The organism is Pseudoduganella violaceinigra DSM 15887 (genome assembly GCF_000425385.1).
Taxonomy (GTDB): domain Bacteria; phylum Pseudomonadota; class Gammaproteobacteria; order Burkholderiales; family Burkholderiaceae_D; genus Rugamonas; species Rugamonas violaceinigra.
The window spans coordinates 68,658-85,873 of the sequence record NZ_AUDI01000004.1 but is presented as its reverse complement, the minus strand read 5'-3'; the positions used below and the strand labels follow the sequence as shown (position 1 = coordinate 85,873).

General features: G+C 61.5%; 20 protein-coding genes. 8 read left to right on the top strand and 12 right to left on the bottom strand.

The features are described from left to right. Window positions 1–70: 70 nt before the first annotated feature. Together H597_RS29665 and H597_RS0104155 are read left to right on the top strand one after the other, a co-directional pair. Window positions 71–949: a DMT family transporter gene (locus H597_RS29665; protein WP_035373102.1), complete on the top strand. Its 879-nt coding sequence runs from the start codon at window positions 71–73 to the stop codon at window positions 947–949. Window positions 950–1,002: 53 nt separating this feature from the next. After that, entirely contained in the window at window positions 1,003–1,719 is a 717-nt protein-coding gene (locus tag H597_RS0104155; RefSeq protein WP_154667945.1) for a PEP-CTERM sorting domain-containing protein, read from the top strand. 189 nt (window positions 1,720–1,908) lie between these two features. Here the strand turns inward: H597_RS0104155 and H597_RS0104150 are convergent, their stop codons facing one another. From H597_RS0104150 to H597_RS0104125, 6 genes are all read right to left on the bottom strand, one after another. Further along, on the bottom strand, window positions 1,909–2,325 hold the full coding sequence (locus tag H597_RS0104150; protein WP_035373099.1) for an ExbD/TolR family protein: 417 nt from the start codon (window positions 2,323–2,325) through the stop codon (window positions 1,909–1,911). A gap of 82 nt (window positions 2,326–2,407) precedes the next feature. After that, window positions 2,408–3,187: an exodeoxyribonuclease III gene (xth, locus tag H597_RS0104145; RefSeq protein ID WP_028101018.1), complete on the bottom strand. Its 780-nt coding sequence runs from the start codon at window positions 3,185–3,187 to the stop codon at window positions 2,408–2,410. Window positions 3,188–3,203: 16 nt separating this feature from the next. Continuing rightward, window positions 3,204–3,743 carry a GNAT family N-acetyltransferase gene (locus H597_RS0104140; protein ID WP_028101017.1) on the bottom strand — a complete coding sequence of 180 codons (540 nt, stop codon included), beginning with the start codon at window positions 3,741–3,743 and terminating at the stop codon, window positions 3,204–3,206. Window positions 3,744–3,745: 2 nt separating this feature from the next. Continuing rightward, entirely contained in the window at window positions 3,746–4,084 is a 339-nt protein-coding gene (locus H597_RS0104135; RefSeq protein WP_028101016.1) for a hypothetical protein, read from the bottom strand. A 100-nt stretch (window positions 4,085–4,184) separates the two neighbouring features. Then, window positions 4,185–5,219, bottom strand: coding sequence for an NADPH-dependent curcumin/dihydrocurcumin reductase (gene curA / locus H597_RS0104130; RefSeq protein WP_028101015.1), 1,035 nt, complete (start codon window positions 5,217–5,219; stop codon window positions 4,185–4,187). Between the two features lie 83 nt (window positions 5,220–5,302). Then, on the bottom strand, window positions 5,303–5,896 hold the full coding sequence (locus H597_RS0104125; RefSeq protein ID WP_028101014.1) for a TetR/AcrR family transcriptional regulator: 594 nt from the start codon (window positions 5,894–5,896) through the stop codon (window positions 5,303–5,305). Between the two features lie 94 nt (window positions 5,897–5,990). On the opposite strand from H597_RS0104125, the gene H597_RS0104120 reads away from it, so the two are divergent. Next, window positions 5,991–6,425 carry a DUF411 domain-containing protein gene (locus H597_RS0104120; protein ID WP_028101013.1) on the top strand — a complete coding sequence of 145 codons (435 nt, stop codon included), beginning with the start codon at window positions 5,991–5,993 and terminating at the stop codon, window positions 6,423–6,425. Here H597_RS0104120 and H597_RS29660 read toward each other — a convergent pair. Then, complete coding sequence (locus tag H597_RS29660) at window positions 6,416–6,619, bottom strand: hypothetical protein (RefSeq protein WP_035373096.1); 204 nt, start codon at window positions 6,617–6,619, stop codon at window positions 6,416–6,418. The two genes, H597_RS0104120 and H597_RS29660, sit on opposite strands and share 10 nt — an antisense overlap. 102 nt (window positions 6,620–6,721) lie before the next feature. Between H597_RS29660 and H597_RS0104110 the strand changes: the two genes are divergently transcribed. Both H597_RS0104110 and H597_RS0104105 read left to right on the top strand, forming a co-directional pair. Continuing rightward, entirely contained in the window at window positions 6,722–7,528 is an 807-nt protein-coding gene (locus H597_RS0104110) for a ferritin-like domain-containing protein (protein ID WP_028101012.1), read from the top strand. A 12-nt stretch (window positions 7,529–7,540) separates the two neighbouring features. Further along, window positions 7,541–8,995 (top strand): DUF4832 domain-containing protein, encoded by a 1,455-nt coding sequence (locus H597_RS0104105; protein ID WP_028101011.1) that lies wholly within the window; start codon window positions 7,541–7,543, stop codon window positions 8,993–8,995. Here H597_RS0104105 and H597_RS0104100 read toward each other — a convergent pair. Further along, window positions 8,992–9,369, bottom strand: a complete 378-nt coding sequence (locus H597_RS0104100) for a GFA family protein (RefSeq protein ID WP_035373094.1) — start codon at window positions 9,367–9,369, stop codon at window positions 8,992–8,994. The genes H597_RS0104105 and H597_RS0104100 overlap by 4 nt on opposite strands. Window positions 9,370–9,464: 95 nt before the next feature. Between H597_RS0104100 and H597_RS0104095 the strand changes: the two genes are divergently transcribed. Together H597_RS0104095 and H597_RS0104090 are read left to right on the top strand one after the other, a co-directional pair. Then, window positions 9,465–9,794, top strand: coding sequence for a hypothetical protein (locus tag H597_RS0104095; protein WP_028101009.1), 330 nt, complete (start codon window positions 9,465–9,467; stop codon window positions 9,792–9,794). 102 nt (window positions 9,795–9,896) lie between these two features. Beyond that, window positions 9,897–10,529, top strand: a complete 633-nt coding sequence (locus H597_RS0104090; RefSeq protein ID WP_028101008.1) for a CatA-like O-acetyltransferase — start codon at window positions 9,897–9,899, stop codon at window positions 10,527–10,529. 159 nt (window positions 10,530–10,688) lie between these two features. On the opposite strand, the gene H597_RS0104085 is transcribed toward H597_RS0104090, so the two are convergent. The 3 genes from H597_RS0104085 to H597_RS0104070 all read right to left on the bottom strand — a co-directional run bounded on the left by H597_RS0104085 (window position 10,689) and on the right by H597_RS0104070 (window position 13,099). Next, the gene (locus H597_RS0104085) at window positions 10,689–11,045 is read right to left on the bottom strand and encodes a hypothetical protein (protein WP_028101007.1); all 357 of its coding nucleotides are present in this window, start codon (window positions 11,043–11,045) and stop codon (window positions 10,689–10,691) included. Between the two features lie 58 nt (window positions 11,046–11,103). Then, window positions 11,104–11,931: a hypothetical protein gene (locus H597_RS34665; protein ID WP_154667944.1), complete on the bottom strand. Its 828-nt coding sequence runs from the start codon at window positions 11,929–11,931 to the stop codon at window positions 11,104–11,106. A 103-nt stretch (window positions 11,932–12,034) separates the two neighbouring features. Then, window positions 12,035–13,099, bottom strand: a complete 1,065-nt coding sequence (locus H597_RS0104070; RefSeq protein ID WP_028101005.1) for an alkene reductase — start codon at window positions 13,097–13,099, stop codon at window positions 12,035–12,037. Window positions 13,100–13,204: 105 nt separating this feature from the next. Here H597_RS0104070 and H597_RS0104065 point away from each other — a divergent pair, with 105 nt between their 5' ends. Then, window positions 13,205–14,083 (top strand): LysR family transcriptional regulator, encoded by an 879-nt coding sequence (locus tag H597_RS0104065; RefSeq protein ID WP_028101004.1) that lies wholly within the window; start codon window positions 13,205–13,207, stop codon window positions 14,081–14,083. Here H597_RS0104065 and H597_RS29655 read toward each other — a convergent pair. After that, window positions 14,043–17,210 (bottom strand): efflux RND transporter permease subunit, encoded by a 3,168-nt coding sequence (locus H597_RS29655; protein WP_051293519.1) that lies wholly within the window; start codon window positions 17,208–17,210, stop codon window positions 14,043–14,045. The genes H597_RS0104065 and H597_RS29655 overlap by 41 nt on opposite strands. Window positions 17,211–17,216 lie beyond the last annotated feature (6 nt).

Here is a 17,216-nt window from a genome sequence, read left to right as displayed (position 1 = left end):
TCGGCACAACGCCAAGGGGCGGCCCTTTAAAATGGGGCCGCCCCGATTTTTTCATGCGATGATGCCGCCAATGCGCCATCCCGTCGTCACCTACATCATCGCCATGCTCATGCTGAGCACCCTGGGCATCTACGTCCAGGAGGCGCGGCTTGACCCGATCACCACCGTCTTCTTCCGCTGCGTCATCGGCGCCGCAGCATTGGCGCTGTACTGCGCCTGGAGGCGCCTGTTCACCCGCGCCAACATGCCCCCGCGCGCACTCAAGCTGGCCGTGTTCAGCGGCGTGCTGATGGTGGTGAACTGGGTCGCCTTCTTTGAAGCCATCCGCCGCATCGGCATCGCCGTCGCCACCATCGTGTTCCATGTGCAGCCCTTCATGGTCCTGCTGCTTGGCGCCTTGATCCTGCGCGAACGCCTGGCGGCCAACAAGCTGGCGTGGGTAGTGCTCGGCTTTGGCGGACTGGCACTGGCTTGCGGCGTGCATTTCGACGAAGCGATGGACAGCAACTACCTGCTCGGCATCGCCAGCACCCTCACGGGTGCCCTCGCCTATGCCGGCGTAACGCTGACCACAAAATCGATGCGCGGCACCCCGCCCCACCTGACGGCCCTGGTGCACTGCCTAACCGGCACCGTGCTGCTGGGCGCCTTCAGCACCATCCCGGCCGCCGGCCTGAGCGCCGCCCAGTGGGGCTGGCTGGCGACGCTGGGACTGGTTCCGACCGCCATGGCCTATGTGATGATCTACGGCGCCACGCCACGCATGGAGACCGCGGCGATCGCGGTGCTGACCTTCATTTACCCGGCGGCAGCCGTGGGTTGGGACTTCCTTGTATACGGCCACGTCATCGGCGCCTGGCAGCTGGTTGGCTTCGGCTTGATCGTGCTGGCCAGCCTGGGCGTCAACCTTGACTGGCGACCGACTGTCGGAAAACTTTACAGTAGGTAAGCACACTTTACATAAGTAATTGATTTTTAATATATGGTATGATTATTGCTTAAATGAATCTTCGTGCTAAATCAATTTCCACGGAACAACTAATGAATTTAAAAGCAATTTTTGCAGTACTGGCTTTAGCCGCCGGCATCCCAGCCTCGGCAACAACGCTTTACACCAACAACTTCGAATCCAATACCAATGGCTTCAGCGGTGCAGGTTCTCTGACCGGCAGCCAAGGCTATAAGACGATTGGTTTCGGCGATCAAATGCTGCGTAACGACACCGCCGGCAATCCAGCTGGCGCCTCGATTCTGAATCTGAACTTCGGTGACGCAGTTAGCGACGCCACGCTGACGTTCTCGTTCGCTGCGATCGATTCGTGGAACGGCAATGGCAGCGTCTACGGCCCGGATTTCTTCAATATCCTGGTCGACGGCAAAAAACTGTTCTCCGAGAGTTTCGACTACGAAAGCTCGCCAAACAAGAGCGCAAAACTGACGAATTTGTCTTATGGCAAGCAGCTGGGCTTCTCCTATTGGCCCGACCAGGCCTACACCATGACGCTGAACCTGGGCGACTTCTCGGCAGGAGCCCACACAATTGCATTCTTTGCCTCCGGCGATATCTGGCAAGCAGGCGATGACGAAAGCTGGGCAATCGACAATGTCACGCTGACTGGCGATCATCCAGTTCCTGCCACGGACGTACCGGAACCTGTCAGCGGCGCCCTGCTGCTGGCTGGCCTGGGCGCAATGGCACTGGCCAGCCGCCGCGGCTAAAGCCTTCGCCCGCCCCCAATCGGGGGCAAGATTCGGGGTCAGGTCTGTCATTTGGACACGGACGCATCTTCCTTGAGAAATCTCAATACGGAAAATCAGCCGATTTTCCGTATTGAGCTAGATCAAAGAATGCGGCGGGGTGTCCGAATGACAGACCTGACCCTGACTTTTTTATTGGACCCTGACTTTTTATTGGAAGCGCTCGTTCCCTGCCATCGCGATATTGCGCACGCCGAGACGTTGGGCTGATGACAGGATGCCGGCCACAATCCTATACGGCGCCAGGCCGTTGGAGCGCAGCTGCACACTGTCATCCCCTTTCAGCGAGGACAGCTTTTCTTCCAGCGCCGTACGGCTTGCGAGCTGGGCGCCATTCCACCATAGCGTGCCATCGAAGTCGACTTCCAGCGTTTGCGCGACCGACTTACTTTCACCGCCAGCGGTCGGCATATTCATGCCCACGTAGTGGCTGGCTTTGGGGATGGTGACGATCAGCATGATGATCAGGACCAACATGACGTCAATCAACGGCGTCATATTCAGCTGGTTGAGCGGCTCCGCTTCGGTGGATGAAGACAATACTGCTGCTTTGCGTGCATAACGCATGGTGCCTCCTCAGGTTAGTTGTCAAGCGAAAAACTCCGGAGTGAGGCTAATATACCGCGAGGAAACAACAGTGGCGGAAAGATTAGAAGCAGCCGTCTAATTCGACCCAGGTCGGGGCGTGATCGCTGGGTTTTTCGCCTCCGCGCACCATGCGGTCAACGTCCGCCTTGCGTAGCTGCGGCGCGAGCACGGGGTTCAGCAGCAGATGGTCGATCCGCAATCCGGCGTCGCGGCCGAAGGCATTGCGGAAGTAGTCCCAGAAGGTGTAAATCTTTTCGCCGGGATGCATGCTGCGCAGGGCGTCGGTCCAGCCTTGACCGACCAAGCGTGCGTAGGCTGCCCTCGTTTCAGGACGGAACAACGCGTCGTCCAGCCACCGTTCAGGCTTGTAGACATCCAGTTCCGTCGGCATGACGTTGTAGTCGCCGGCCATGATGACGGGAACTTCGGATGCAACCAGTTCCGCGCCCCGCGCAATCAGCCGCTCGAACCATTTGAGCTTGTAGTCGAACTTGGGGCCGGGCGCTGGATTGCCGTTGGGGAGGTAAAGGCAGGCGACCATCAATTTGCCCACCATCGCTTCGATGTAGCGGCTTTGTACGTCTTCGGCGTCGCCAGGCAGGACGCGCCCGAGTTCTTCCGGCGTGCTGCCACGCGCAAGGATGGCGACGCCGTTCCAGCTTTTCTGGCCGTGCCATACCGCCCCATAGCCGGCGTCGTTGATGGCCGCTTCCGGGAATTTTTCTTGCGGGGCTTTCAGTTCCTGCAGGCATACAACCTCCGGACGGGTTTCATCCAGCCATTGCAGCAGCGCCGGCAGGCGGGCGCCGATTCCGTTGATGTTGAAGGTCGCGACACGCATAGCGACCATTATGCGCTCAAGTTTGCGGACGGCGCATCACGATTGCGGACAGCTGCCGGCCATCGCCGGCAGCAAAGTAGCCTTCGATTTCGCCGATTTCAGCGAAGCCTTCGGCGCTGTAGATGCGGCGGGCTGCCGTCCATTCCGGATTGACGATCAGGATGGCGCTGCGCAGGCGTAAGTGGCGGGCGAACATTTCCGCCAGCGCTACGCTGAACAAGCGCCGCCCCCAGCCCGTGCCGCGCGTGACGGGGTCGACCACCATGGAGGAGATATAGATTTCTTCGCCGTCCAGACTATGCGTTTCGCCGGCTGCATGGTCGCGCGCGAACCGATTCGGGTTGAAGCCCGGTTCCAGCGGCCAGAATTCTGCACAGAGGTAGCCGTATAGGCGCCCCGCTTCGCCGGCCAGCACCCAGCAGCCTTCCGGTGCGGCCGCGAGGCGTTCGGCGAAAGTCTGCTCGGTTTCCTGGATGGCTGGTGCGAAGCCGGCGCGCTCGAGCCGCATGATTTCGGCCATGTCGGCCGTCACCGCGCGCCGCAAATTGAACGTCATTATTACTGTTTGGCGCAGCCTTGCTGGACGCTGCGCACCTTGAAGGCGGCTACCGTCTCGCCTTCGGTGACGACCTTCAGGCAAACGCCGTCATAGGACACGAAGTAATGGGTGCAGAAGCCGCTGGCCGCTTCGCAGGAGCGTAGTTCCGGGAACTGGCCTTGCAGCTGACGCTCCCATTCGGCGGACGCATTACGATGGTCCGGACGCCAGCCCGCGTCGATCACTTCCTTGCGGGCTTTGGCGTATTTCATACCTACGAGGGTATCCCACATGCCGGCTGGTTGGGAGCTGGCGCCCGCGGAAACGGTGGCCAGGGCCACCGCAACCGCCGCAATCATTCTGGTCGCATTCATGTAATAATGTTCAGTCATATTATTAATAACTAAACCAATTATGCCACGCAGAAACTGCCTCGGCCAGCAATAACTTGAGTCATTTTCAAGCTTCTGACACCCTTACAACGACCTTGCCAAAATTGCTACCATGTAGTAAGCCTATTAAGCCCTCAGGCGCCTGTGGCAAGCCTTCCAGTAAATCTTCAACCAGTTTCACTTTGCCTTGGGCGACCCAGGCCGTCATGTCGCGGATGAAATCTTCGTGGCGGGTTTCATAATGGTCGAAGATGACCAGACCTTGCATGCGGATACGCTTTTGCAAAATGGTCGCCATGACCTTCGGCAGACGGTCGGGCCCCTCCGCGGCGCCCTTCCGGTTGTAGTCGGCGATCACGCCGATGACCGGCACGCGCGCACCCACATTCAGCAGCGGCACCACGGCACCGAATACGGCGCCGCCCACGTTTTCAAAGTAGACGTCGATACCGTCCGGCGCGGCTTGCGCCAGTTTTTGCGCCAGTTGCGGGTCGTGCCGGTCCAGTGCAACGTCGAATCCCAGTTGCTCACGCGCGAAAGTTACCTTGTCGGCGCCGCCGGCAATGCCGATCACGCGCGCGCCCTTCAGTTTAGCGAGCTGACCGACAATGGCGCCTACTGCGCCGGTGGCGGCGGCGACCACCACGGTTTCGCCCGCTTTGGGCTGCCCGATATCCAGCAGCCCGACATAGGCCGTGAAGGCGGGCATGCCGAGGCCGCCCAACGCATACGACGGCTGTTTCATGTCACCGAGCGCGCGCAGGTCGCTGCCATCGGATAGAGCGTAGTCCTGCCAGCCGGCATTTCCCAGTACCAGCTCACCAACCTGGAAGCCTGGGTGGCGCGAGGCAACGATACGGCTTACGGTGCCGCCGACCATGTGCGAGCCCAGTTCCACGCGCGGTGCGTAGGCCGGCGGCACTTCGTCCATCAGCTGGCGCATATACGGATCGAGCGAGAGATAGAGGGTGCGCAGCAGCACCTGCCCTTCCGCCGGCACGGGGATGGGGGCTTCTTCAAGGCGGAAGTCGGCGGCCGTGGGCGCTCCCTGGGGTCGCGATGCGAGGACGATGCGGCGGTTGGTAGTGGAAGATTGTGTCATTTTGCTGCCCCTTTCAATATTAGACCAGTCGTCTAGTTTTTAAGAAACAAAAAGCGGGAGGCCATCCCGGCGCCCCGCCCGGTTCACACTTGCTGCGTCAAATTCATTACCTGCTGCGTGCCCGCCATAGCCGTATCGAGCGGCCCGCGGTCATGGTTAATTTTGGCCAGCAGGCTCGCGCCAACCCAGCTTTGATACAGCGCCACGGCCAGTACCTTGGCATCCAGCCCTTGCGCCAGCGAGCCGTCAGCCGCGCCGCGCTCGATGCATCGTTCCAGGCGAGAGGTGATCCCGCTGGTGCCGCGATGCAGGGCGGCCCGCAAGGTTTCCGACAGGTCGCTCACTTCCGCTCCCAGTTTGACGGCAAGGCATTGGCTGGATTCGGCCAGTTGGCATGCGCGCCAGTCTTCAAAGTAATTCAATATCCCCTGCCGTCCTGTCGCCCCCTGGGCCAGCAGGTCGTCAATACGGGCCAGCGTGCGCTCGAAGTAACTGTCGATCACCGCCGCGCCAAAGACTTCCTTGGACCCGAAGTAATGGTAGAACGAGCCTTTCGGCACCTTCGCTGCCGCCAGGATTTCCGTCAACCCGACACCGGTGAAGCCCTTGTGCATGAACAGCGGCAGGGCCGCATCGATAATCCCTTGGCGAACGTCGGCGTAGGTAGAGGAAGTCATGTGGCACACACTACGCTCAATTAGACCAGTCGTCTAGAAATATCTTTGAACCATATCATTCCTCCCCGGATTTGGCGCGTGCCGCCATCCATGCATGAAGATCCCTAAAACATTACTGGCCGCGATGCTGGCCATTCCGGTGCTGGCCATGGCTGCCACGCCCGTGATCAATGTCTATAAAAGCGCGGCCTGCGGCTGCTGCGAAGAGTGGGTGAGGCATTTACGCGCCAACGGCTTTACCGTGGCGCCGCACAATGTCGCCAATCCTTCCGATCTGCGCGAGAAAATGGGAATGCCGGACCGGTTCGGCTCCTGCCACACTGCTGTGGTGGATGGCTATGCGATCGAGGGACATGTACCGGCGGCGGATATCAAACGCCTGCTGGCGGCCAAGCCGAAAGCAAAAGGGCTGTCGGCGCCGGGCATGCCGCTTGGTTCGCCGGGTATGGAAGGACCGCGCAAGGATGCATACGATGTTTTTCTAATGCTGCCAGACGGTTCGGCCAAGGTCTTCCAACACTACGACTGAAGCGCCACATGAGCGAGGACCGTCACGTAGGCCGACAGCGTCAGGCCGCCCGCCGCGAGGAAGCCGTGCAGCATCGCGATCCAGTACGGCGGGTTGGTACTCTTACCCAGCAGGATCAAGGCCATGACGCCCCCACCGGCAGCGGCGATACCAAACAGCACACAGGCGACAAATAATATTGTCTGGCTATCCATTCGGGCATTCTGCGCCCGGCGGCAGTCTCTGCTCGGTGCGCTGGATCACGCAGGCTGCAAGGCATATACTGTCGGCCCTTGCCCGGCACCGGAAACTGAACAATGAAAGCAAAGCCTGAACTCCGCAGCCTCGCCCTGCAATGCCTGGTCGAACCCGATCCATCCGCCAAAGTGGCGGCCGTCTTCGCCATGGCCGAGGCCTGGGCTGGCGGAGCGCTGGTGCTGGATACTTCCGCCCCATTGGATGCGGGCGAAGCAGCCATCCCCGGCCGCCCTGCCCGTCCCGAACTGGTGGCGCCGCGCCTGGTCGGGCGCCGTTCAATGGCGACGGTGGAGGGCCGCGCCATGCTGGTGCATGCCCTGGCCCACATCGAGTTCAATGCCGTCAACCTCGCCCTGGATGCGATGTGGCGCTTCCCGGCGATGCCGGAGCAGTTCTACACGGACTGGCTGCGTGTGGCGAAGGAAGAGGCCTACCACTTCTCGCTGCTGTCGGCACACCTCGTTACGCTGGGCTGCGCCTACGGCGACTACACCGCCCACGGCAGCCTGTGGGAGATGGTGGAAAAGACCACCGGCGACGTGATGGCCCGCATGGCGCTCGTGCCGCGTACGCTGGAAGCGCGCGGCCTGGATGCGATTCCACCGCTGCGCGCCAAGCTGGCGCAGGCCGGCGACGAAGCGGCCGCCGCCATCCTCGACATTATCCTGCGCGACGAAATCGGCCATGTGGAGATCGGCAACCGCTGGTACTGGCACCTGTGCGGCTTGCGCGGACTCGATCCGGTCAGGACTTACGACGAACTGGTGGTACAGTACAAGGCCACCGTGCGCGGTCCCTTCAATATTGAAGCACGCCGCAAAGCTGGCTTCAGCGAGGAGGAGCTGCGCGCGCTACCCGACCAATGACAGGAGCCTCTTATGCCGCGCCTGAACTTACTCATTGCAAGTGTACTGACGGCCGCCAGCTTCACACCGGCCAAAGCGGACCCCGAAGGCTGGACAGCCCTGAATGCCAGCCGCACCTACACGGCGATTCCTCTCGCCGGCGACGACACCGTCAATCCCCTGCGCGGCTATTACCGCTGGCAGAACCAGGAGCTGGTGCCGCAATCCGAACCCGCCAAAGAGTCCTACCGACGCTATTACTGGAAAGATCTTGAGCCAACGCAGGGGCAATACGATTTCAGCGCAATCCTGAACGATCTTGCGGCGGCAAAAAGCCAAGGCCGCAAGTTCGCCTTCCGCGTGCGCATGATGGCGGGCTATGACGACAATGTGTCCTATGTCGGCGCGTATATTGTGAACAACGCCAATTGCCAGGTGGGCTGCGGCTTCTGGGCAGACACCGATGCCACTGTGCCCGGCAAAACCTACGTCCCCGACTGGAACGACCCTTGGCTGCAGCAGCGCTCGCGCGCGCTCTTGTCCGCGCTCGCAACCGCGCTTGGCCCGGACAATCCGGATATCGCCTGGATCGACGTGGGCATGTTCGGCCAATACGGCGAATGGGGGATGCGCTCCAGCGCCTACGCCAATCCGCCCGCCGGGATCACGGCGATCAGCAACGCCAGCAAGCGCGAGTTCGCGAAGATGCATTTCGACGCCTTCCCCAGCCAGCAGCATGTGATGTTCATCCCCTATTCCAACAAGGATACATTGAACTACGCCCTGCTGGAGCAGACCATCACCGCACGTCCGGTCGGCCTGCGCGCCGATTGCCTGAGCCGCTATGGCTATTTCGACCAGTGGACCAACCGCCCGGCGGAATGGGCGGCCTTCGGCAGCCAATGGCAGAAAGCACCGGTAGTATCGGAGTTCTGCCCCTTCACCAGCGGCGACCCGCAAAACAACCCCGCCACGGCGCGCCAGCAGGCGGCCGCCTTCCATATCACCCTGTTCAGCAACGGGAATTTCGAAACCAGCCGCCCGGATTCGCAGCGCTGGGGCGCGCTGAATGCCGCCGAACAGAATGAGCTCTTGATGATGGCGCGGGAGTCCGGCTACCGTTATGCCCCCGCCAGCAGCACGGTCAAGCTGACAACCAGCGGCGCGCTGACCCTGACCACCATGTTGCGCAACGACGGCAGCGCGCCAACATATGAAACGTGGAAGGTGAACGCGGAACTGGTGAATTCGGCCGGCGCGCTTGTGTGGTCGGGCCAGACGACGGCAAACCTGAAATCGCTGACGGGCGGCGGCAACAGCGCCAGTTACCAGGACAGCTGGACGCTGCCGGCGCTTCCAGCCGGGGATTACACACTGCGCCTGGCAGCGCGCGACACCAGCGCATCACCGCGCGCGCCGTTGAAATGGACGATCAACGAACGCGCCAGCGATGGCACCTTGGCCATCGCAACGCTACACCGCCATTAAGCGGTCGGCAGCCAGCGCGGCTTGGAATCCAGGTGCAGTTCGTATTGCACGGGGCCGTCGTATTCGGGCTCCATGGTGCCCAATGTGACAGCGATGCGGTCCGGCGCCTGCGTGCTGCGCCAGGTCAGCGTCGAGCCGCATACCTTGCAGAAGCCGCGCCGGCCGTGGTCGGAAGAATGGAATTCGGTCACCAGGTCGGCGCCTTTTTCGAAACTGAATCCGGCGCTGGCAACGTTGGCATAAGTGCCAGATGCCGCACCGTGCTGCTTTTGGCACATGGTGCAATAGCAGTGGCTCGCCTTGCGTACCGAGCTCTTTTCAGCCTTGTATTCAACGCCGCCGCACAGGCAGCTGCCGCGCAAGTATTCCGTCATGCACAGTCTCCTTGGAGTGTGGTGCGATTTTTCATGGCGCCGGAAATTATATATCATGTATTCATGCACTTGCCGGGCCACCTTGGGAGACGCACATGACCACCGAAGCGATGCCTTTCCGCACCCTGCTCTACCGCTTTATCTTCTTTGACTGGCTGTTCAAGGATGTGAGCGCGGCGCGCAATGTGATCGAACGCCATGCGGCCCTGCAGCACAACAAGTACATGAGCCGCTACCTGCCGGTCTACTTCCGCCGCTGGACGGTTATGGCGACCTTTGACTTCGGCCTGGGCTTCCTGTTCGAGCGCGCGCTGCAGGCCACCATGGTGTCCGCCTGCTTCTTCACATGGTCCTGCGTCACGATTGCCGGAATGGTAGTGATTGCGGCGGCTTGGATCTTTCTCACCTTCGGCCGGCTGAGCTGATCAAAAATTAAGCAGTGAGAATATCTTCCTTGAAATCAGGCATTTAGCGCACGGAGGGAGTCCTTGTTAACAGACTTTTCCACAGAATCCGTTAACAACTCCATGCAGCGCCGCCTCGATCGCTTCAAGCTGTTCGACCGCATGGACAGCCCCGCACTGAACCTGACCTTCGTGATGGAGTTGCCGGACTTCCGGCCCTGGTGCAAAGCGCAAGAGCTGCCGCCTTTCCACGTGATGCTGTGCGCTGTGCTGCGCTCCGTGCTCAAGCTGGAGAATTTCCGCTACCGCATCCTGGACGGCAACATAATCCGCATCGATCGCCTGACGCCCTCTTTCACGGTGAAGAACCAGCACGATGACCTGAACTTCGCCCAGTTCGACTGGTCGGACGATTTGCGCGAGTTCGTGGCGCGCGGCATGGCGGCGCGTGAAGAGGCCTCGAACATGGAAGCGCTGAACTGCAAATATCGGAGCATGACGCCGCGTGAAGCAAAGGAGCAGGTCTTCGTCACGTGCATACCGTGGCTGAACTTCACGTCCATTCAGCATCCGATCGCCGTACTGGCACAGCCCGATATTCCATCCTTCGCGTGGGGGAAATTCAGGGATGCTGCCGCTGGGCGCCTGGAATTGCCATTTTCGGTGCAGGTGCACCACGGCTTCGTCGACGGCTACCACATTCACCTGTTTGCCGAGCAGGTGGCAGCAGAACTCAGCGCAATAATGGCGACCTAAGCCAGCCGGACATCGCGCACGCCGGGATCTGCAGGTCGCGCCAGCAAATTGAAATGCCGCAGTACCGCTTCCGCTTGCAAATGAGCCGACGAAGCGACCGCCTCCGCTAGCTTGGCGGCATAGGCCATGTGAATGACCGAGAAAAGCTCAGTCGTCGAATTACAGGATGTTGGGGAGAGTGATATAAACCAGACCGCTTATCAGCAGAAAGGACGCGCATGCCACCATGCGATTGAGCGACTGCTCCCACGCATGATCACGTGTACGCTCCATCCGCGCATCGGCGGCGGCCCGGATCCGGGCGAACTCCTCGTCCGTGACACCGGAGGCCACGTAATGCAAAGGGTTCTGGAGCAGCTGGACAGCGTCGTCATATTGGTGCGCCAGCCAGATGTAAAGCACGCGGCCCTCTTTCAAAGGCTTGGACGGCTCGAACACCGGGATGCCTGCCTGGGTCAGCCGAACCCACGCATCCCTGAACTCGAGCTCACTATCGGTGAAAAAGACCTGGCGCATAAGGCAGTATGGTAACCGCCAGAAGGGTCTTAGAAACTCTCAGAATTTCACTAATCAACTATTTTTTTCGACGTGAAACTTTTGGCTTGGCAGCTGGGGCGACTTCTTCATGCTGAGCCTGGCGATTGGGACACCAGCTAAAGCCATTGAAGCTTGGTACGGGAAACGTTGAACTTGCCTGTACTTCCGCCACGACCGAATTCCAAACTCGCGGACACCAGTCACGGCCGACCCAATCTAGAAGCTGGCTACCTAAAGTAAAGCTCTCTGGCCGCAACAGTACAATCGTCTCGCGGTAACCGTCAAAATCGAAATCGCGTACTGTAACCATGCTATGCCAGCAGGCCGCAATATCGACAAGGCCGCCCGATGCGGAGGCGCGTGCGCGGAAAGCGGATTCAAAGTTTTGCTTCAATTCGGCCTTCTGTTCGGGTGTCAATGCGGGTCTCTTCCGCACGAAGAAATCGTGCGCATATATCGCTTCATCGGCCAAGACCACTGCGGCTTTATCGGCCAGTTCAACGCTTGTGAGAAGCTCGCGGAACTGTTCGAAGCGATCGCCGCAATTCTCGGCTTTTTCGGGGATGGGAGGGATGGCGGCGTAGCCACGGGGGGCACTACAGACAAGAACTACAAGCGCAAGCAAAAGTCGAATCATAAAACGCCCGGGGAAAAGAACGCATGATATCAAAACAGCCCATGAATTTCGGATCGGCGCTGTTCCGAGGTGCAGCCCGGCACCAAGGATTACGACCCCAAGCTCAAGCGCAATATCACGCAGCGGCTGCGGTGCGACATCCAGCGCCGCTGCGTCATCGAGGGGAATGGACATAATGGTAAGCGTTGCTGTCATGCTGGTCAACGTGACCGGCAGCCAGGTCTGCACCCTCGACATTTCGGGCAACGCAAACTAGACGCAATGCCGCTGGCCGTCCGCACCGTGTCGAACGGTTCCGGCACCAGCACGGATCACAAGTTTTTGTGAGAATTCACTTCCAAGCCATGGCGGGATAGTCGGTATAGCCGGCCGCGCTGCCACCAAAATAAGTGTTACGGTCTGGTTCATTGACCGGGGCGTTCGCCTTCAGCCGTGCGACGAAGTCCGGGTTAGCCAGCACCATCTGTCCATAGGCCTCCACTTCGGCCAAGCCGGATGCGACATCGGCGCCGATCTGCTCGCGCGGACGGCCCGGGCGGTTCAGGATCAGTGTGCCCTTCCACAGTTTGCGGATGTCGGCCAGCAGGGCCTGGTCACCCTGGTCCATGATGTGCAGATAAGCCAGGCCAAGCTTGTCCAGCTCCGCGATCAGGTGGCGGTAAAGATCCGGGCCTTCCGGGCCTTCATCGATGCCCCACAGCGTGGTGCCAGGCGACAGGCGGATGGCGGTGCGGTCGGCGCCGATTTCAGCGGCGATGGCTTTCGCCACTTCGATGGCGAAGCGCGCGCGGTTGTAGATCGAACCGCCGTACTCGTCGTCGCGCGTGTTGGCGCTCGGGGCGAAGAACTGCTGCACCAGGTAAGCGTTGGCGCCGTGGATCTCGACGCCGTCGGCGCCGGCCTGGATTGCGCGCCGCGCCGCCATGCGGAAATCGTCGACCGTCTGGCGCACTTCGGCGGTACTGAGTGCGCGCGGCACCGGGATGTCCTGCATGCCGGAGGGCGTGAACATTGGCGTCTTCGGCGCGATAGCGGAAGGCGCTACGCCCTGGCGGTGGTGCGGCGTATTGTCTGGGTGCGACATGCGGCCCGCGTGCATCAGCTGCATGAACAGGTGACCGCCCTTGGCGTGCACGGCGTCCGCCACCTTTCTCCAGCCCGCGACGTGCGCGTCGCTGTGAATGCCCGGCGTCGCCATATAGCCCTGGCCATCTTCCGAAGGCTGGGTACCTTCGGTCACGATCAGGCCCATACTGGCGCGCTGCGCATAGTATTCGGCGGCCAGCTCGCCCGGCGTGCCGTCAAACTGCGCGCGGCTGCGGGTCATCGGGCCCATGGCGAGGCGGTTGGCCAGGGTGTAGCGGCCCACGCGGACGGTTTCAAACAGTTTGCTCATGGCGTTTTTTCCTGCAAGTGATGGAAGATGCGCCATCTTCCATCACATTCGAAATGAGATAAATATGGTAAATTGCAGCACATTGATCCATAGGTGGAGCAATCATTGGAATATTTGAACGATATGGCCTTGTTCGTCGAAGTGGTGAAGGCCAAGGGCTTTCGCGGCGCCGGCGAAATTCTCGGCATCCCGAATTCGACCATCTCGCGCCGCATCGCTGCGCTGGAAAAGCTGATCGGCCTGCGCCTGCTACATCGTACGACCCGCAGGATCGAGCTGACCGAGGCCGGCCAGGTCTACTTTGAACGCTGCAAGCGCATCGTCGACGAGGCGCGCCTGGCGCATGAGCAGTTGGGCGGCATGCTGGAGCAGCCCACCGGCGTCCTGCGCGCATCGCTGCCGGTCGATTTCGCCCAGACCTATCTGGCGCCCTTGATCGCGGAGTTCGCGCAGCGCTACCCCGGCATCACTTTTGAGTTCGACCTGACCTCGCGCAGGGTCGACCTGGTCAGCGAACCTTACGATGTGGCGGTCCGCATGGGGGAACTGGCGGATTCGCAGCTGATCGCGCGCCAGCTTGCCCTGCTCACGCCGAAGCTGTATGCGTCGCCGCGTTATCTTGCGCAGCGCGGGCAGCCCGGCTCCCCTGCTGAACTGGAACAGCATGAATGCCTTACCTTGTTGAAGTCCGCCGGCTGGCCCCTGCTCGATGGCGAGGAAAGCGTGGCGGTCGACGCCGGCAGCCGCTTTGCGATCAACAGCGTGGGGCTGATGCGGCGCCTGGCCACGCTCGGCATGGGCATCGTCCTGGTGCCGGAGGAAATCGTGGCAGACGACCTGGAGGCGGGCCGGCTGCGGCGCATCCTGCCGGCGTGGCATGGCAAGCCCACGCCGGTCTATGCCTTGACCGAGACCAGACTGGTCCCGGCCAAGACGCAGCGCTTTATTGAGTTCCTGCGAGAGCGCCTGTCGGCAGCGGGCTGACCGCTTCCGCGCGGCCATAGGCCAGGCGGTACAACAGCGGCAACAGCAGCAGCGTCAGCGCAGTGGAGGACAGCACGCCGCCGATCACCACAGTCGCCAGCGGACGCTGGACTTCCGCGCCGGTGCCGGTCGCAATCGCCATCGGCACGAAACCGAGCGATGCCACCAGCGCCGTCATCAGCACGGGACGCAAGCGCACCAGGGCACCGTTGCGCACCGCCTCCGCCAGCGGCTGCCCCTGCTCGCGCAGGCTGCGGATGAAGGAAATCATCACCAGCCCGTTCAACACCGCCACGCCCGACAGCGCGATGAAGCCGACCGCCGCCGAAATCGACATCGGGATGCCACGCATCCAAAGCGCGAAGATACCTCCCGTCAGCGCGAACGGAATGCCAGTGAAGACCAGGGCGCCGTCGCGGGCGTTGTTAAACATCAGGAACAGCAGCGCGAACACCAGCGCCAGCGATGCCGGCACCACGACTTTCAGGCGCTGCGCGGCGTTCTGCAAGTTTTCGAACTGCCCGCCCCAGGCCAGCCAGTAGCCGGCCGGCAGCTGCACGCCCTTCAGGATCGCTTTCTGCGCCTCGTCCACAAAGGAGCCGATATCGCGGTCCTGCATATTGACCGTGACCACCACACGGCGCTTGCCCTGCTCCCGGCTTAGCTGGTTCGGGCCGGGCGCGGTATCGAAGCTGGCGATTTCAGCCAGCGTAACGTAAGCCGGGCGGGTGCCCTCCTTCTTCGGCAAGGGGACCGGCAGGCGCTTGAGCAATTCGATATCCGAACGCAGCGTCTCCGGCAGGCGTACCACGATGTCGAAGCGGCGGTCGCCTTCGAACATGGCGCCCGCTTCGCGGCCCGCCGTGGCAGTGGCGATCAGCTCCTGCACTTCCGCGATATTCAAGCCCAGGCGCGCCGCGCGTTCCCGGTCGACCTGGATCTGCAGCATCGGCAGGCCGGTGGTCTGCTCCACCTTGACGCCGGACGCACCCGGAATTTTCTCCAGGATGGCGCCGATCTCGGCGGCCTTGGCATTCAAAACATCGAGGTCATCGCCGAACACCTTCACCGCCACGTCGCTGCGCACGCCGGAAATCAGCTCGTTCACACGCAGCTGGATCGGCTGGCTGAACTCATAGCTATTACCCGGCAATTGTTCCAGCGTGGCGCGGATAGCCGCCAGCAATTCCTCGCGGCTGCGCCTGGGTTTGGGCCATTCGCTTTCCGGCTTGAGCATGATGTAGCCGTCCGAAATACTGGGCGGCATCGGGTCGGAGGCGATTTCCGCCGTGCCGGTGCGCGCGAAGACGTTGGCAATTTCCGGGCATTTCGCCACCAGCGTCTTTTCGATCTGCTGCTGCATCTGCACCGACTGCGCCAGTCCGGTGCCCGGAATGCGCACCGTCAGTACGGCGAAGTCGCCTTCATTCAGGTTCGGCACAAATTCAGTGCCCAGGCGCGTCGCCAGCAGCACGGACAGGGCCAACACCAGCCCCGCCGCGGTAAACACCACCGGGCGGTTGGCCATCACATAATCCAGGCATTTGCCGTAATGGCGCTTGGCGGCGTGCATCAGACGCCCTTCCTCTTCGCTTACCGGCTTGTTCATGAACAGCGCCACGGCTGCCGGCACAAAGGTGATCGACAGCAGCATTGCGCCCAGCAAGGCCGTCACAACGGTGAATGCCATCGGGTGGAACATCTTGCCTTCAATCCCGGACAGCACAAAGATCGGCAGGTACACGATCATGATGATCGACTGGCCAAACAGCAGCGGCCTGCGGGCCTCCTGGGCGGCAGCGAACACCTCGGCGAAACGTTCATCGCGCGTCAGCGGGCGGCCCGCCGCTTGCTGGGCATGCGCCAGACGCCGCACACAGTTCTCGACGATCACCACGGCGCCGTCGACAATGATGCCGAAATCGAGCGCCCCGAGGCTAAGCAGGTTGGCGCTGACATTGTTGGCCACCATGCCGGTGAACGTGAACAACATCGACAGCGGGATCACCGTGGCGGTGATCAGCGCGGCGCGCAGGTTGCCGAGGAAGAGGAACAGCACGGCAATCACCAGCACCGCGCCTTCCAGCAGGTTGCGCTTGACGGTGTCGATCGCTTTTTCCACCAGGACCGTGCGGTTATACACCGGCGTGGCCGATACGCCGGCCGGTAAGCTGCGGTTGATGTCGACCATTTTCTTGTCGACCGCCAGCGCCACGGCGCGGCTGTTTTCTCCGATCAGCATGAACACTGTGCCCAGCACCACTTCGCGCCCGTTGCGCGTGGCGGCGCCGGTGCGCAGTTCCGCGCCAATGCCCACCGTAGCCACGTCGCTGACGCGCACGGCCACGCCTTCGACGGTGGAGACCACGATATTGCCGATGTCCGCCACCGATTTGAGCTGGCCCGGTGCGCGCAGCAGGTATTGTTCACCCTCCTTCTCGATATAGCCGGCGCCGACGTTGCCGTTATTGCGCTCCAGCGCCGTCACCACGTCCGACAGGTTCAGGCCATACGATGCAAGCTTGGCCGGCGTCGGGGCCACCAGGTACTCCTTGTCGTAGCCGCCGATCGAGTTGATCTCGGTAACGCCAGGGACGTTGCGCAGCTGCGGCTTGATGATCCAGTCCTGGATCTCGCGCAGGTCGGTCGGCGTGTACGGCGTGCCGTCCGGTTTGCGCGCGTCGGGCTTGGCGTCCACCGTCCAAAGGTAGATTTCGGATAGTCCGGTAGCGATCGGGCTCATGGTCGGCGTAAGGCCGGCCGGCAATTGGGCGCGCGCATCCTGGATGCGCTGGCTGATCAACTGGCGCGCGAAATGGATGTCGGTGCCGTCCTTGAACACCACGGTAATCTGCGACAGGCCATAGCGCGACAGGGAACGGGTCTGCTCCAGACGCGGCAAGCCCGCCATCAGCGACTCGATGGGGAAGGTGATGCGCTGCTCCACTTCCAGCGGCGAATAGCCGGCGGCGGCGGTGTTGATCTGCACCTGGACGTTGGTGATGTCCGGCACGGCGTCGATCGGCAGCTTCTTGTAGCTGAAAGCGCCCAGCACGGCGATTGCCACTACGGCGCACATGACCAGCCAGCGATGGCCTATGCAGGCCTGGATTATTTTGCTCAACATGGCTGC

What these genes read in the sequence shown, in the direction of transcription:
- H597_RS29665 (WP_035373102.1), top strand. Translation starts at nt 71, where the DNA reads ATGCGCCATCCCGTCGTCACCTACATCATCGCCATGCTCATGCTGAGC.
- H597_RS0104155 (WP_154667945.1), top strand. Translation starts at nt 1,003, where the DNA reads ATGAATCTTCGTGCTAAATCAATTTCCACGGAACAACTAATGAATTTA.
- H597_RS0104150 (WP_035373099.1), bottom strand. Translation starts at nt 2,325, where the DNA reads ATGCGTTATGCACGCAAAGCAGCAGTATTGTCTTCATCCACCGAAGCG.
- xth (WP_028101018.1), bottom strand. Translation starts at nt 3,187, where the DNA reads ATGCGTGTCGCGACCTTCAACATCAACGGAATCGGCGCCCGCCTGCCG.
- H597_RS0104140 (WP_028101017.1), bottom strand. Translation starts at nt 3,743, where the DNA reads ATGACGTTCAATTTGCGGCGCGCGGTGACGGCCGACATGGCCGAAATC.
- H597_RS0104135 (WP_028101016.1), bottom strand. Translation starts at nt 4,084, where the DNA reads ATGATTGCGGCGGTTGCGGTGGCCCTGGCCACCGTTTCCGCGGGCGCC.
- curA (WP_028101015.1), bottom strand. Translation starts at nt 5,219, where the DNA reads ATGACACAATCTTCCACTACCAACCGCCGCATCGTCCTCGCATCGCGA.
- H597_RS0104125 (WP_028101014.1), bottom strand. Translation starts at nt 5,896, where the DNA reads ATGACTTCCTCTACCTACGCCGACGTTCGCCAAGGGATTATCGATGCG.
- H597_RS0104120 (WP_028101013.1), top strand. Translation starts at nt 5,991, where the DNA reads ATGAAGATCCCTAAAACATTACTGGCCGCGATGCTGGCCATTCCGGTG.
- H597_RS29660 (WP_035373096.1), bottom strand. Translation starts at nt 6,619, where the DNA reads ATGGATAGCCAGACAATATTATTTGTCGCCTGTGTGCTGTTTGGTATC.
- H597_RS0104110 (WP_028101012.1), top strand. Translation starts at nt 6,722, where the DNA reads ATGAAAGCAAAGCCTGAACTCCGCAGCCTCGCCCTGCAATGCCTGGTC.
- H597_RS0104105 (WP_028101011.1), top strand. Translation starts at nt 7,541, where the DNA reads ATGCCGCGCCTGAACTTACTCATTGCAAGTGTACTGACGGCCGCCAGC.
- H597_RS0104100 (WP_035373094.1), bottom strand. Translation starts at nt 9,369, where the DNA reads ATGACGGAATACTTGCGCGGCAGCTGCCTGTGCGGCGGCGTTGAATAC.
- H597_RS0104095 (WP_028101009.1), top strand. Translation starts at nt 9,465, where the DNA reads ATGACCACCGAAGCGATGCCTTTCCGCACCCTGCTCTACCGCTTTATC.
- H597_RS0104090 (WP_028101008.1), top strand. Translation starts at nt 9,897, where the DNA reads ATGCAGCGCCGCCTCGATCGCTTCAAGCTGTTCGACCGCATGGACAGC.
- H597_RS0104085 (WP_028101007.1), bottom strand. Translation starts at nt 11,045, where the DNA reads ATGCGCCAGGTCTTTTTCACCGATAGTGAGCTCGAGTTCAGGGATGCG.
- H597_RS0104070 (WP_028101005.1), bottom strand. Translation starts at nt 13,099, where the DNA reads ATGAGCAAACTGTTTGAAACCGTCCGCGTGGGCCGCTACACCCTGGCC.
- H597_RS29655 (WP_051293519.1), bottom strand. Translation starts at nt 17,210, where the DNA reads ATGTTGAGCAAAATAATCCAGGCCTGCATAGGCCATCGCTGGCTGGTC.